General features: G+C 45.4%; 17 protein-coding genes and 2 tRNA genes. 14 read left to right on the top strand and 5 right to left on the bottom strand.

The features are described from left to right. Positions 1-37: 37 nt before the first annotated feature. Together R7Q48_RS12490 and ruvX are read left to right on the top strand one after the other, a co-directional pair. Positions 38-601 carry a YqgE/AlgH family protein gene (locus R7Q48_RS12490; protein ID WP_005381020.1) on the top strand — a complete coding sequence of 188 codons (564 nt, stop codon included), beginning with the start codon at positions 38-40 and terminating at the stop codon, positions 599-601. 35 nt (positions 602-636) lie between these two features. Further along, on the top strand, positions 637-1,062 hold the full coding sequence (ruvX, locus tag R7Q48_RS12485) for a Holliday junction resolvase RuvX (protein WP_213912217.1): 426 nt from the start codon (positions 637-639) through the stop codon (positions 1,060-1,062). A gap of 61 nt (positions 1,063-1,123) precedes the next feature. Here the strand turns inward: ruvX and R7Q48_RS12480 are convergent, their stop codons facing one another. Both R7Q48_RS12480 and R7Q48_RS12475 read right to left on the bottom strand, forming a co-directional pair. Beyond that, on the bottom strand, positions 1,124-2,230 hold the full coding sequence (locus tag R7Q48_RS12480) for a PilT/PilU family type 4a pilus ATPase (protein ID WP_005381016.1): 1,107 nt from the start codon (positions 2,228-2,230) through the stop codon (positions 1,124-1,126). Positions 2,231-2,260: 30 nt separating this feature from the next. Further along, a complete protein-coding gene (locus R7Q48_RS12475; protein WP_005381015.1) occupies positions 2,261-3,301 on the bottom strand; it encodes a type IV pilus twitching motility protein PilT in 1,041 nt (346 codons plus the stop codon). A 28-nt stretch (positions 3,302-3,329) separates the two neighbouring features. Between R7Q48_RS12475 and R7Q48_RS12470 the strand changes: the two genes are divergently transcribed. The 7 genes from R7Q48_RS12470 to hemW all read left to right on the top strand — a co-directional run bounded on the left by R7Q48_RS12470 (position 3,330) and on the right by hemW (position 8,387). After that, positions 3,330-4,031, top strand: a complete 702-nt coding sequence (locus R7Q48_RS12470; RefSeq protein ID WP_154205023.1) for a YggS family pyridoxal phosphate-dependent enzyme — start codon at positions 3,330-3,332, stop codon at positions 4,029-4,031. Positions 4,032-4,190: 159 nt separating this feature from the next. Beyond that, on the top strand, positions 4,191-5,009 hold the full coding sequence (gene proC, locus R7Q48_RS12465) for a pyrroline-5-carboxylate reductase (RefSeq protein WP_005381013.1): 819 nt from the start codon (positions 4,191-4,193) through the stop codon (positions 5,007-5,009). A gap of 52 nt (positions 5,010-5,061) precedes the next feature. Next, positions 5,062-5,619 (top strand): YggT family protein, encoded by a 558-nt coding sequence (locus R7Q48_RS12460; protein ID WP_005381012.1) that lies wholly within the window; start codon positions 5,062-5,064, stop codon positions 5,617-5,619. After that, the gene (gene yggU, locus R7Q48_RS12455) at positions 5,619-5,909 is read left to right on the top strand and encodes a DUF167 family protein YggU (RefSeq protein ID WP_054577162.1); all 291 of its coding nucleotides are present in this window, start codon (positions 5,619-5,621) and stop codon (positions 5,907-5,909) included. The genes R7Q48_RS12460 and yggU overlap by 1 nt, the downstream gene beginning before the upstream one ends. A 128-nt stretch (positions 5,910-6,037) precedes the next feature. After that, positions 6,038-6,469: a DUF4426 domain-containing protein gene (locus R7Q48_RS12450; RefSeq protein ID WP_005381010.1), complete on the top strand. Its 432-nt coding sequence runs from the start codon at positions 6,038-6,040 to the stop codon at positions 6,467-6,469. A 118-nt stretch (positions 6,470-6,587) separates the two neighbouring features. Further along, on the top strand, positions 6,588-7,190 hold the full coding sequence (locus tag R7Q48_RS12445) for an XTP/dITP diphosphatase (RefSeq protein WP_005381009.1): 603 nt from the start codon (positions 6,588-6,590) through the stop codon (positions 7,188-7,190). A gap of 18 nt (positions 7,191-7,208) precedes the next feature. Further along, entirely contained in the window at positions 7,209-8,387 is a 1,179-nt protein-coding gene (gene hemW / locus R7Q48_RS12440) for a radical SAM family heme chaperone HemW (RefSeq protein WP_017635577.1), read from the top strand. A gap of 90 nt (positions 8,388-8,477) precedes the next feature. On the opposite strand, the gene glsB is transcribed toward hemW, so the two are convergent. From glsB to trmB, 3 genes are all read right to left on the bottom strand, one after another. After that, a complete protein-coding gene (gene glsB / locus R7Q48_RS12435; RefSeq protein ID WP_005381007.1) occupies positions 8,478-9,398 on the bottom strand; it encodes a glutaminase B in 921 nt (306 codons plus the stop codon). Between the two features lie 98 nt (positions 9,399-9,496). After that, positions 9,497-10,525 carry a TRM11 family SAM-dependent methyltransferase gene (locus R7Q48_RS12430; RefSeq protein ID WP_053304146.1) on the bottom strand — a complete coding sequence of 343 codons (1,029 nt, stop codon included), beginning with the start codon at positions 10,523-10,525 and terminating at the stop codon, positions 9,497-9,499. Positions 10,526-10,542: 17 nt separating this feature from the next. Further along, positions 10,543-11,262 (bottom strand): tRNA (guanosine(46)-N7)-methyltransferase TrmB, encoded by a 720-nt coding sequence (trmB, locus tag R7Q48_RS12425; protein WP_005384506.1) that lies wholly within the window; start codon positions 11,260-11,262, stop codon positions 10,543-10,545. Between the two features lie 203 nt (positions 11,263-11,465). On the opposite strand from trmB, the gene mutY reads away from it, so the two are divergent. From mutY to R7Q48_RS12400, 5 genes are all read left to right on the top strand, one after another. After that, positions 11,466-12,542, top strand: a complete 1,077-nt coding sequence (mutY, locus tag R7Q48_RS12420; RefSeq protein WP_318132318.1) for an A/G-specific adenine glycosylase — start codon at positions 11,466-11,468, stop codon at positions 12,540-12,542. 19 nt (positions 12,543-12,561) lie between these two features. Next, entirely contained in the window at positions 12,562-12,834 is a 273-nt protein-coding gene (locus tag R7Q48_RS12415; RefSeq protein WP_005381002.1) for an oxidative damage protection protein, read from the top strand. 77 nt (positions 12,835-12,911) lie between these two features. Next, the gene (gene mltC, locus R7Q48_RS12410) at positions 12,912-14,051 is read left to right on the top strand and encodes a membrane-bound lytic murein transglycosylase MltC (protein WP_256902991.1); all 1,140 of its coding nucleotides are present in this window, start codon (positions 12,912-12,914) and stop codon (positions 14,049-14,051) included. A 100-nt stretch (positions 14,052-14,151) separates the two neighbouring features. Continuing rightward, positions 14,152-14,227: transfer RNA gene (locus R7Q48_RS12405), tRNA-Phe, on the top strand. Between the two features lie 66 nt (positions 14,228-14,293). Next, positions 14,294-14,369 (top strand) — tRNA-Thr (locus tag R7Q48_RS12400).

Raw genomic sequence — 14,369 nt, 5'->3', positions numbered from 1 at the left:
TTAAGGGCATTTACGAGAGTTAAGGGTCAATATGAGTATGAATCTCACAAATCACTTTTTGGTTGCCATGCCTGGGATGAAAGATCCGTACTTTCAAAACAGCGTGATCTACGTTTGTGAGCACAACGAAGACGGCGCTATGGGGCTGATGATCAATGCTCCTGTTGATATCACCGTCGGCAACATGCTCAAGCAGGTGGAAGTTCAGCCAGTACACCCGCGCCTATTTGAAGCCAGTCTAGATAGACCAGTTTACAATGGCGGCCCAATCTCGGAAGATCGTGGCTTTATTTTGCATAAACCCAAAGATTACTACGAGTCCAGCGTCCAAATGACCGATGACCTCGCGGTAACCACTTCGCGTGATATTCTGTCGGTGTTAGGAACAGAAGCAGAACCAAGTGATTACTTAGTGGCACTTGGCTACTCCGGTTGGAGTGCAGGCCAATTAGAAAGTGAGCTGGTCGAAAACTCTTGGCTCACCATTGAAGCGACGCCTGAAATTATCTTTAATACACCAATCAACGAGCGTTGGAAGAAAGCGGTCGAAAAGCTGGGCATCGACCCAAGTCACCTTTCAGCAGACTCTGGACATGCTTAGTCCAAATATACAGTTACATTAGATAGAGACACCTTATGTCACGCACAATTATGGCTTTTGACTTTGGAACCAAAAGCATTGGTAGCGCTATTGGCCAAGAAATTACTGGTACAGCTTCCCCATTAAAAGCCTTTAAAGCCAATGACGGTATTCCAAACTGGGACGATATCGAAAAGCAAATCAAAGAGTGGCAACCAGATTTGCTAGTGGTCGGTTTACCGACCGATCTGCATGGTAAAGACCTTGAGGCCATAACCCCTCGTGCACGAAAATTTGCTAAGCGTCTGCAAGGCCGATACGGATTGCCTGTTGAACTGCATGATGAGCGTTTATCTACTGCAGAAGCTCGTGCGGAGTTGTTCAGCATGGGCGGCTATAAAGCCCTATCGAAAGGTAATGTTGACTGCCAGTCAGCAGTGGTGATTCTAGAAAGCTGGTTTGAAGCCCTTTGGGATGAGTAAACACTTCAAGCACAATGAAAAAAGGTTGGCTCCTGCCAACCTTTTTTGTTTCTGGATTGGATTAATCCATATCGATCTTAACGTTCGCTAAACTGCCCGTAGAGAATGCTTCACCACGCTGCGTTTTCAACATCAAGCGCAGATCATTTGCCGAGTCGGCACTATGTAGTGCATCCTCTTCGCTGATCTTACCTTGCATCACTAACTTATAGAGAGATTGATCGAACGTCAGCATACCAAACTCATTTGAGCGAGCCATGGTTGACTTCAACTCATGTAAATCTCCGCGACGAATCAAATCCGACACACGTGGGCTATTTAGCAAGATCTCAAATACACCATGACGTCCCTGCCCATTTTTATCTCGGATCAACTGCTGACCAACCACGCCTTTTAGGTTCATCGACAAATCGAACAAGAATTGTTCTTTTTGATCTTTCGGTACCAAGTGAAGAATGCGCTCTAAAGCTTGGTTGGCATTATTGGCGTGCAACGTTGCCATACACAGGTGACCCGTTTCGGCGAAGGTCATCGCGTATTCCATTGTTTCACGGCTACGGATCTCACCAATCAAAATCATATCTGGTGCTTGGCGCAGCGAGTTTTTAAGCGCAACTTCATAGCTTTCCGTATCTAACCCAACTTCGCGTTGAGTCACGATACAGCGCTTGTGTTCATGCACGAATTCGATCGGATCTTCGACCGTCAAAATGTGCCCGGTTTTATTGCTGTTTCGATAGCCTGTCATCGCCGCCATGGTGGTCGATTTACCCGATCCAGTAGCACCGACCACCAGCACCAAACCACGCTTAGCTATCGCCAAATCTTGCAACACTAACGGTAACTTTAACTGCTCAAAAGTAGGAATATTAGTTTCAATACGACGAATCACTGCGCCTGGTAACTCGCGTTGAAAAAAGGCACTCACACGGAAGCGACCACAATCTCTCACAATGGCAAAATTCGACTCGCGACTTTTACGAAATTCCTGACGCCGATCTGGTTCCATAGCGCTATCGAGTAATGCAGCCACATCACTCTCGGTGAGTTTTTCCCCTTGCGGACGCAATTCGCCATCCACACGAAATAGAATTGGCGCTCCAACCGTGATGTAAAGATCCGACGCTTTCAGCGCCAGCATGCCTTCGAGAAATTTATCTAGATCCATCTTCCGTATTCACCATTATCTGTATGAACGTTACGAGAATTGCTGCACTTCTAATCCGATCTTACTATCGACCTCTTCACGAGCAACCATGCCTTGCGCCATTAACTGACGAGCATTTTGCTCCATGGTTTGCATGCCGTGAGCCGCACCTGTTTGAATGATCGAATACATCTGCGCGACTTTGTCTTCGCGGATCAAGTTACGAATCGCAGGCGTTGCCATCATAATTTCATGGCATGCAATACGGCCACCACCATTACGCTTCAGAAGCTTTTGCGCGATAACCGAACGAAGGGACTCAGATAGCATCGAGCGAACCATATCTTTATCACTACCAGGAAACACATCGATAATACGGTCAATGGTTTTTGCCGCCGAGCTGGTGTGCAACGTCCCGAAAACTAAGTGACCCGTTTCTGCCGCCGTTAAGGCAAGGCTGATGGTTTCTTTGTCACGCATCTCACCAACCAGAATAACGTCTGGGTCTTCGCGCAATGCGCTGCGCAGTGCGTTTTGGAAACTATGGGTGTCACGGTGAACTTCACGCTGGTTAATCAAACATTTATTGTTGTTGTGAACAAATTCAATCGGATCTTCAATTGTGAGTACGTGCTTGTTGTGATTACGGTTAATGTAGTCAACAATGGCTGCTAAGGTCGTCGATTTACCTGAACCTGTTGGGCCAGTGACCAGAACTAAGCCTTTTTCAGCGTTCGCAATTTTTTTGAAGATCTCTGGCGCTTCTAGCTCTTCCAGAGTTGGAATGCTACTTGGAATGGTACGGAATACTGCCGCACAACCGCGAGATTGGTTGAAAGCGTTGACACGGAAACGGCCAACGTTATGCAACTCAAAAGAGAAATCGACTTCGAGTTTTTCTTCGAACTCACTGCGCTGGGCATCGTTCATGATTTCGAAAACCAAACGATGCACTTCTTGGTGTGTAAACGCTGGAATGCCTAGTTTTCTTACATCCCCATCAATACGAACCATTGGTGGGACACCTGCAGAAAGATGTAGATCCGAGGCATTATGTTTTACACTAAAATCCAGTAACTCAGTGATATCCATTTAAAATCCTTAAGTCTAAAGTACAGCTATGAGTAGTATTCAACAAAATATTGAACATATCACCTCTCAAATTCGATATGACGAGCAAAAATGTGGTCGAACTCCAGAGTCAGTGCAACTTCTAGCGGTAAGCAAAACTAAACCTGTCGAGGCAATTCTCGAAGCCTACCAAGCGGGACAAACCGCCTTTGGTGAAAACTACGTCCAAGAGGGCGTCAGTAAAGTTCAGCACTTTGCCGAGCATTATCCAGATAATCGAATCGAATGGCACTTCATTGGCCCGATTCAGTCGAATAAATCGCGACTTGTTGCCGAACATTTCGATTGGGTTCACACCATCGATCGAACCAAGATTGCTCAACGCCTGAATGATCAGCGTCCAAGCGAACTTAAACCGCTACAAGTTCTGATTCAGGTTAACACCAGTGGTGAGGCATCTAAGTCTGGTGTCACTGAAGCGGAAGTATTCGAGCTGGCGGAGTTGATTTCTCGCCTACCCAACCTCACTTTAAGAGGGTTGATGTCGATTCCTGCCAACGTGTCTGACTACGAATCACAACTCCGTGAATTTCAGAAGTTGGCTACGTTGAAGCAAACACTCAAAGCACAGTTCCCAGAAATCGATACATTATCAATGGGAATGAGTGGTGATATGACCGCTGCAATCGAAGCTGGTAGTACAATGGTTCGTATTGGAACCGCTATTTTCGGCGCACGAGACTACAGCTAAATCAACAAAACGCTCACTCGCGACATAAGTTATGTCGTCAATCGTTAGAGCGTAAATGCGCAATCATCTTACTCGCCAATAGGAGCAGTAAGTAACAGCGGCGCCATTATACACCTGGGCGCACAACAAATTCTAAATATCATGATGGAAATCAGACAAATGGAACATAAAAAAATCGCCTTCATTGGTGCTGGCAACATGGTGAGAGCCATTGTTTCAGGCTTGGTTGCTAACGGATACCCAGCGCAAAACATTACCGCGACGGCTCCTTCAGAGGCTCGCCGCCTTCTGCTAGAACAAGATTTTGGCATCCGTACCACCAGCGATAACATCCAAGCTGCGACCGAGGCGGATGTGGTGGTATTGTCTGTAAAACCGCAAATGATGGCTGATGTCTGTAAACCACTGCAATCGATCGATTTCACTAATAAACTGGTGATTTCTATTGCCGCAGGCATCAACTGTTCACGATTGGATGATATGCTAGCCACCAAATTGAACTTGGTTCGTGTTATGCCAAATACGCCATCACAACTTGGGTTGGGTATGAGTGGGTTATTCGCACCAACTCATGTAACCGAGCACGACAAAGCTTTTGCCGCAGAGTTAATGGAAGCGGTCGGTAAAGTATGTTGGGTTGAGCAAGAGTCTGGCATCAATAATGTGATTGCCGCAGCGGGCAGTGCTCCAGCATACTTCTTCCTGTTTATGGAAGCGATGCAAGCAGAAGCGATTGCGCAAGGCTTTGATAAAGAGACTGCTCGACTATTGGTTCAACAAGCTGCATTGGGCGCGGCCAGTATGGTGGTTAGCAACCCAGAAACTGAGCTATCGACCCTGCGTGAGAACGTGACATCGAAAGGTGGGACAACGGCAGAAGCACTGCGTACATTCAACGAACATCAACTTTCAGATATTGTCGCTAAAGCCATGCAAGCTGCTGTGGCTCGCGCGGAAGAAATGGAAAAACTGTTTTAATTATTTGGATGAACTCCGTTTAGTATCATCCATCACTTGTTAAGGGTACCTTATGAATTCAATGAGTTTTCTCATCTCAACCCTATTTGACCTGTACATCATGGTCGTAATTTTGCGAATTTGGTTGCAAGCTGCGCGCGCAGACTTCTACAACCCATTCTCGCAATTCATAGTAAAAGCGACTCAGCCGGTCATTGGTCCATTGCGCCGCGTTATCCCTTCCGTGGGGAATATTGACCTAGCAACCGTGTTGTTTGCCTACGTGTTGTGTGTGCTTAAATTTGTCGTGCTTATCCTAATAGCTTCGAACGGTTCCGTCTCTTTCAGCGCTGACTTCTTATTCTTGGGCTTATTATCATTAATCAAAGCCGCAGGTGGCCTATTGTTCTGGGTACTATTGATCCGTGCAATTTTGAGCTGGGTAAGCCAAGGCCGCAGCCCTATCGAGTACGTATTCCATCAACTGACCGAGCCAATGTGCGCTCCAATCCGTCGTATTCTTCCGGCTATTGGTGGTCTTGATTTAAGCGTACTGGTGTTATTTATCGGCTTGCAGTTCGCGAACTTCTTAATGGGCGATATCATTGGTCCAATTTGGTTCCAGCTATAATGTCAGCTGCAGTTTGGCAAGATGGTGAGGACATCATCCTGAAGCTCTATATTCAACCTAAAGCTAGCCGCGATAAAATCGTTGGCTTGCATGGTGAAGAGCTAAAAATCGCCATTACTGCTCCACCTGTCGATGGCAAAGCTAATGCACACCTAACTAAGTTCTTAGCCAAGCAGTTTAAAATCGCTAAGGGCTTGGTTCACATAGAAAAAGGTGAATTAGGACGGCACAAACAAATTCGGATAGAATCGCCTACCCAGATACCGATAGAAATTAAAGCCATCATATGATGGCTTTTTATTTACGATTTTGTACCACACTTACTAATACCAACGACTGAGTACGCATTTTTTACCCCCTGACCAAGGTAAAATTGCAGCTATGGTTGTTTTATAACAAGTGCTTTGAGGAAGTAACAATGAGCAAATGGATTACCGCATTACTGATTAGCCTGTTGTCGTTACCAAGCTTCGCCGATCAGTTTAAAAATATGAAAGATATCGAAGTACACTATGTCGCGTTTAACTCAACATTCCTAACACCCAAAGTCGCACGTAGCTACGATATCAAACGTAATGGATACCTCGCTGTGGTTAATATTAGCGTGTTAGATAGAGCTTCATTGGGTAAGCCAGCATTAGAAGCAAAAATTGCTGGACGCGCGAAGAACCTTATCGGCCAAACTCAGACCTTGACCTTTCGTGAAGTCAAAGAAGGCAATGCGATATACTATTTAGCCGAACTGCCAATTACCCACGAAGAAACTTTTACTTTCGATATTGACGTAAAAGCTGGAAACAAAGGCTCAGGTAAGCTTAAATTCACCCAGAAGTTTTATGTTGAAGAGTAATTGGGTTGTGATGTTCCAAAAGCTTTTGGATCTAAGCAGGCTAAAAACCACTTATTAGTTAAAGAATATCTAGAGGAGAACGATTTGTTCTCCTCTATCACTATTAAAAGAGATTCCCATGAAAAAAATTGTGCTAGCAACTGGTAACCAAGGCAAAGTTCGTGAAATGGCAGATTTGTTGTCTGACTTCGGCTTTGAAGTATTAGCGCAAAGTGAATTCAATGTATCGGAAGTAGCTGAAACGGGTACAACTTTCATTGAAAACGCAATCATTAAAGCTCGCCATGCCGCACAAGAAACAGGGCTTCCTGCCATTGCAGACGACTCTGGATTAGAAGTCGATTTCTTAAAAGGCGCTCCGGGCATTTACTCTGCACGTTACGCAGGCGAGAGCGCATCTGATCAAGAGAATCTAGAAAAATTGCTAGCGGCAATGGAAGGCGTACCAGAAGCAGAGCGTACAGCACGTTTCCACTGCGTATTAGTCCTCATGCGTCACGAGAACGACCCAACGCCTATCGTCTGTCACGGTAAATGGGAAGGCCGAATTCTAACTGAAGCACACGGTGAAAATGGCTTTGGCTACGACCCAATCTTCTTTGTTCCTGAAGATAACTGTGCGTCAGCCGAACTTGAACCTGCACGTAAGAAACAACTGTCTCACCGCGGTAAAGCGCTCAAGTCGTTGTTTGCTCAACTGTCTGAGCAAGTGTCTCAGTAATCACGAGCGAATTAGACCATGTTAACGCCCCCAGCACTCAGCTTGTATGTACACATCCCGTGGTGTGTGCAAAAGTGCCCGTATTGCGACTTTAACTCTCACGCGCTCAAAACCGAGATTCCAGAAGAAGAGTACATCAGTGCCCTTTTAGAAGATTTGGATACCGACATTGAGAAATACCGCCTTAACGAAGCGCCACGCCCACTGCATTCAATCTTCATTGGTGGTGGTACGCCGAGTTTGATTTCGGCAGAAGGCATCGAGCGTCTACTTAAGGGCATTGAAGCGCGTATTCCGTTCAAGCCTGAAATCGAAATCACCATGGAAGCGAATCCAGGCACCATCGAAGCAGAGCGTTTTGTTGGCTACCGCAAAGCTGGTGTAACGCGTATCTCTATCGGCGTACAAAGCTTTGAGCAGCAGAAGCTTGAGCGTTTGGGGCGCATTCACGGCCAAGACGAAGCCGTCAATGCTGCTAAGCTGGCGCACCAAATCGGTTTGAACAGCTTTAACCTCGATCTCATGCACGGCTTACCTGATCAAAGCATCGAACAAGCCTTGGCAGATTTGGACAAAGCGATTGAGTTGGCACCGCCGCACTTGTCTTGGTATCAGTTGACCATCGAACCAAACACCATGTTTTACTACAAGCCACCAACGCTACCTGACGATGATGACTTGTGGGATATTTTCGAGCTCGGACACCAAAAACTTGCAGCCGCGGGTTATGTGCAATATGAAATCTCCGGTTACAGCAAGCCGGGCTATCAGTGTCAGCACAACCTCAACTACTGGCGCTTTGGTGATTACCTTGGTATCGGTTGTGGCTCTCATGGCAAACTCAGTTTTACCGACGGACGTATTATTCGAACGACAAAGGTAAAACACCCGCGAGGCTATTTAGCGGCTTATCAAAATATGGTCAAACCTTATCTGCATACAGAACATGTCGTCGCGGATGAAGATCGTCCATTCGAGTTCTTTATGAACCGATTCCGCTTAATCGAAGCCTGTCCGAAGCAAGATTACGTGGACACCACGGGCTTACCGCTTAGTACGATTCAAGAAACCATCAGCTGGGCGATAGAAATGGGCTACCTGAGTGAAACGCCTACCCACTGGCAAATTACTGAAAAAGGGAAGCTCTTCCTTAATGATTTGCTCGAAGCCTTTATGGCCGAAGAAAGCGAAGAGTAACGCAACCCCAAAACAAAAAAAGCCTCTCAATTGAGAGGCTTTTTATTTAGAAACTGTGCCGTCCTAAATAAGGTTGACACATTTCCAACATTAGAAAATTGAACGGCCAATTCGCTCTGAGAGCAGCTCAAGCGCCTTAGTACCAGCAAGCGAGTTACCTGAAGGATCAAGCTCTGGAGACCATACTGAAATGGTCATTTCACCAGGTACTACCGCGATAATGCCACCACCAACACCAGACTTACCAGGCATTCCAACGCGATAAGCAAACTCGCCCGCGCCATCATACAAGCCACACGTTGCTAACAGTGCATTAAGTTGTTTGGTTTGCACAGGAGAAACTACAGGCTTACCCGTTTGTACCGATGTGCCCTTGTTTGCTAAATAGCTAAACGTTTTAGCCAAATCGACGCAACTCATCTTCAGCGCACAAGCGTGGAAGTAGTTTTGTAGTACTGGAATCACTTCATTTTCGAAGTTGCCAAACGAACGCATGAGATATGCAATCGCCGCATTACGATCACCATGCATCATTTCGGATGCCGCAACGACTTTGTCATACACAATATGGGTATCACCAGAAAGCTGACGCACAAATTCCAACAGGCGCTGACGAGGTGCAGATAAGCGAGTTTGTAACAAATCTGCCACTACTATCGCTCCAGCATTTATAAATGGATTACGAGGAATACCTTGCTCCATTTCTAGCTGGATTAGCGAATTAAATGCCTGCCCCGAAGGCTCTTTTCCCACTCGAGACCAAATTTCTTCTTGCTTGTACAAGCACATCGCTAACGTCAAGCTCAATGCTTTTGAAATAGATTGGATAGAGAAAGGTTCATCGGCATCACCCGCCTTAATAACCTCACCTTCGTTGGTGTATACCGCAATACCTAACTTGTTGCTGGGTACTTTTGCCAGAGCAGGAATGTAATCAGCCACTTTACCTTGGCCGATTAAAGGGCGTACTTCCGCCAAAATATCTGTCAAAATTTCCACTGTCGGTTTCATTCTCTACCTTCTATTTACAAGAGAACTCGTTGAGCTCAGAGGTAAAAAAAGCCAACGTGTCGTTGGCTTTTCCATAGGGTTCGTTCGACTCAAGTCGATTATGGTTTTACTGCCACAATAATATTGCGGTTGATAGATTGATCAACACGGTGAAGATAACCGATGTAAGGCTCTTCTGAAAGTACCTTCCAACCTTGCTCTTCAAATAATGCCGCGACATCTTTCCATTTCAATGTGAATTCATTGAAAGACAACACCACTGAACCTTGCTTTTTCAATACCACTTTCCATGCAGGCAGAGCCTCTTTTAAAAGCTCTAGTGGACTACGGTTCAGTTTGCTGTCCTTGGCATTTTTGCTGCCGTGCTGCACGCCATAAGGCAAGTCAGACACCATCACATCAACTGAGTTCTTTTTCACGACTTGATCAGCGATACGAGTATCAGCCGAATACAGCTTCATAAACTGAAGATTGCCTTGGTTGTAATCTTCTTTATTTGCTGCAGCTTCAACCACGAAACCATCCGCCACTTTCTTGCCACCCGCAGTGCGCTTTTCTTTGCTCACTTTGTGCTTAAAGCGGCCATTCTTCATGAACTTAACAATAAAGGTCTGGATCTCTTGCACCCACTTGGCGTTGATCTCAACCCCTACCACGTTCAAACCGTGGATCAAGCCTTCAAATAAGGTTGTACCTTTACCACACATTGGATCCATTAAGGTCAGTTGTTCACTTCCCGTATTGGACGCACTAATGCCGATATTCACCATCAAACGGGTAAACTGCTCATTTGTTTTCCCGGTGTAGCGCAAAATCTGACTCATACTTTCCGGGAAAGTGTTAAATACGGGCGATTGAACTGGTCGAAGTAAACCATCTTCGCGCACTTCAAATAGCGCATAGTAAATCGAAGAGGCTGCGATTCTTCGCGCCTGCTCATCGGTTAGCGCTTCCTGACAAGAAAACACCAACGCAGCAGGTAAGCCAACGTCTTTACTACCAATTTCTGTCACATCCACACCTTGTGAAGCTAAAATTGCTTTTAGCTCAGAACAGGCAATGGTCATTGCGCTATCAAAGTAAATTCGGTTATGACCCGGATTCGCTAATATCGCGTAATGGTACATCCCATGAACTCCTCTGGTTACGCAATACGCTTATATTTGATATCCCAAACACCGTGACCAAGACGGTGACCACGAGCTTCAAACTTCGTTAGCGGGCGATCGTCTGGACGAGGAACGAAATCACCATCTTTAGCAATGTTTTCGAAACCTGGCGCTTGGTTCATCACTTCAATCATGTGCTCTGCGTAGTTTTCCCAGTCGGTCGCCATGTGGAAAATACCTTCATTAGGGATAAGCTTCTCACGCACCATTTCCGCAAAACCTAATTGAACAATACGACGCTTGTGGTGACGCTTCTTATGCCAAGGGTCTGGGAAGAACAATTGTAGTGTCGATAAGCTGCCATTTGGGATCATGTGTTCGAATACTTCTACCGCATCGTGACACATTACACGCAGGTTAGTAATTCCCGCTTCGCGAGCATCGGCAAGACAAGCACCAACGCCTGGGCTATGAACTTCGATACCGATGAAGTTTTTCTCTGGCGCGTTCTTTGCCATTTCAACCAATGAAGCACCCATACCAAAACCGATCTCAAGCACTACTGGGTTATCGTTGCCAAATACCTCTTTCCAATCGAGAAGTTCAGCTTTGAAGTCAATACCCATCGTAGGCCAGCATTCATTCATCGCGCTCTCTTGACCTTTAGTCAAACGCCCTTCACGGCGTACAAAGCTGCGGATTTTGCGGATCAGCTTTCCGTCTTCGTTGTATTCGTTAGTGGTTACTTCACTCATTGATTTTGCCTGCACATTGATTAATCAAAGCGGGGATTATCCAAAGAATTTACTTAGGTGCAAGTATTTGTTGAGCTCTTGGTCTATGGCAACCCAAAAGCAACGAAACACCTCTTTATATCCCTACTGTTTATCCGTTGTACTTCTTGCCCATTATGTGGTGCAATTTTGCACCTAACCAATAATAGAATACAGAGCAAGTCGTGACACCTTTCGCCAGTGCCATCCTAGAATGGTATGACGCATATGGAAGAAAAGATCTTCCGTGGCAACAAAATAAGACCGCATACAGTGTCTGGTTGTCTGAAATTATGCTTCAGCAAACTCAGGTCACTACGGTTATTCCGTATTACCAACGTTTCTTGGGACGCTTTCCAACCGTGATCGATCTTGCCAATGCTGAGCAAGATGAAGTCCTACACCTTTGGACTGGCTTAGGGTATTACGCCCGAGCCCGTAACCTTCACAAAGCAGCACAAGAGGTCGCCTCTACATACAATGGTGAGTTTCCTCTTGATATAGAGAAAATGAACGCCCTACCGGGGATTGGTCGCTCTACTGCTGCCGCCATTTTATCGTCTGTGTATAAACAACCACACGCGATTCTTGATGGTAACGTGAAGCGCACCCTATCCCGCTGTTTCGCAGTCGAAGGATGGCCAGGACAAAAAAAGGTTGAAAACCAGCTGTGGGAAATTGCCGAAACGCATACCCCACAAACGGATGTAGATAAGTATAACCAGGCAATGATGGACATGGGCGCAATGGTCTGCACTCGCAGCAAACCCAAATGTAGCCTCTGCCCTGTTGCTGACCTGTGTGTGGCAAAACAACAAGGTAATGTGCTCGACTACCCGGGCAAAAAACCGAAGAAAGATAAGCCAATCAAGCAAACTCGTTTCGTGATGCTTCACCACAACACCGAAAATGGTCATGAGGTGTGGTTGGAGCAAAGACCACAAACAGGCATTTGGGGTGGCTTATTCTGCTTCCCACAAACCGAACATGTGGATGCAGAAAGCGACATTGAATTGCTACTGGATCAACGCGGCATTCAAGCCAGCAATATCAAACAGAAGCAAACACTGATTACCTTTCGTCATACATTCAGCCATTACCACCTAGATATCACGCCAATTTTGATTGATTTATCAAAGCAACCGGACGTGATAATGGAAGGCAACAAAGGTCTTTGGTATAACTTATCTAAACCTGAAGAAGTCGGTTTAGCCGCGCCAGTAAAACTATTGCTGGAAACGCTACCCCACGAACTTCGTTAATTGAATACAAGGAGTCATTATGAGCCGCACTGTATTTTGTGCTCGACTAAAGAAAGAAGGCGAAGGTCTAGACTTTCAACTTTACCCTGGTGAACTAGGTAAACGCATTTTCGACAACATCTCGAAAGAAGCGTGGGCTCAGTGGCAACACAAACAAACCATGTTGATCAACGAGAAGAAACTCAACATGATGGATCCAGAACACCGCAAACTGATCGAAACAGAAATGGTAAATTTCCTCTTTGAAGGAAAAGACGTTCATATCGAAGGTTACACACCTCCGAGCGAATAAAGTCGCTTGAGTTAAACAATGACATCACAACCATTTGTGGTGTCATTTTTCTATTACCTTCAATAACTCTGATACTTATGAAAAAAATTGTCTTTATTGCTGCCGCACTTTTAATGGCAGGCTGTAGCCGTGAATTCGTCGAAAAGATTTATGACGTCAACTACGAGCCAACAAACCGTTTTGCCAATAACTTAGCTGAGCTACCAGGACAATTTGAAAAAGATACTGCGGCGCTAGATGCCTTAATCAATAGCTTTTCAGGCAATATTCAAAAGCGCTGGGGTAAAAAAGAAATCAAGTACGCTGGCAAGAGTAATTACGTTAAGTACATCGATAACTACCTTAGCCGCGCCGAGGTCGACTTTCGCAAAGGCGTGATCACGATAGAGACCGTATCACCGACCGAGCCCCAAAAACACCTAAAAGACGCGATTGTCACCACCTTATTAACACCAGACGATCCCGCGCACGTCGACTTATTCTCCTCTAAAGGTATCACGTTAGAGGGGCAACCATTCCTGTATAAACAAGTTGTCGACCAAGACAATAAGCCAATTCTATGGTCTTGGCGGGCAAACCGATTTGCGGAATACCTCATCGCAAATAAAATAAAAACCAAAAATGTAGATTTCAAGAAAGCGTATTATGTCGAAATTCCCATGGTTGAAGACCACTTTTCAACACGCAGCTACCAATACGCCGATATCGTGCGTCGAGCTTCCAAGAAATACGACATTCCAGAAGACTTGATATACGCCATTATTAAAACCGAGAGCAGTTTCAACCCATACGCGGTAAGTTGGGCAAATGCATATGGCCTAATGCAAGTTGTACCTAAAACCGCGGGACGAGATGTGTTCAAACTCGTGAAAAAGCGCTCGGGCCAACCAAGCCCTGAATATTTGTTTAATCCAGAAAACAACATAGATACTGGTACTGCGTATTTCTATATCTTAAAAAATCGTTATTTAAGAGAAGTCCGCCACCCTACCTCTCTCGAGTACAGCATGATTTCAGCTTACAATGGCGGTACTGGAGGAGTTTTAAACACATTTCATCGCAGTGATCGCAAACGCGCAATGCAAGATCTTAATTCATTGCAACCCAACCAAGTTTATTGGGCGTTAACCAAGAAACACCCGAACGCAGAAGCGCGTCGCTACCTAGAAAAAGTTACAAATTTCAAAAAGGAATTTAACTCGAAGCAAACTTTGTAGTGACAGTTGAATAAAAAGCGTTCGAACAACCACTTTTTTGAAATTATTTAAAAAAAGTGGTTGACGCAACGCGGGAAAATCCGTTTAATAGCGCTCCGTTGCCCGGATAGCTCAGTCGGTAGAGCAGAGGATTGAAAATCCTCGTGTCGGTGGTTCGATTCCGCCTCCGGGCACCACAATTTGATTTGTTGGTGTCTTAACGAAATGTTATAACACGGACAAAAGCACAAAGAATAAAGTGTGCCGACTTAGCTCAGTAGGTAGAGCAACTGACTTGTAATCAGTAGGTCACCAGTTCGATTCCGGTAGTCGGCACCA

Source organism: Vibrio sp. 378 (assembly GCF_033339435.1).
The sequence above is the reverse complement of the archived record's forward strand: the minus strand, read 5'-3'. Positions and strand labels throughout refer to the sequence as shown.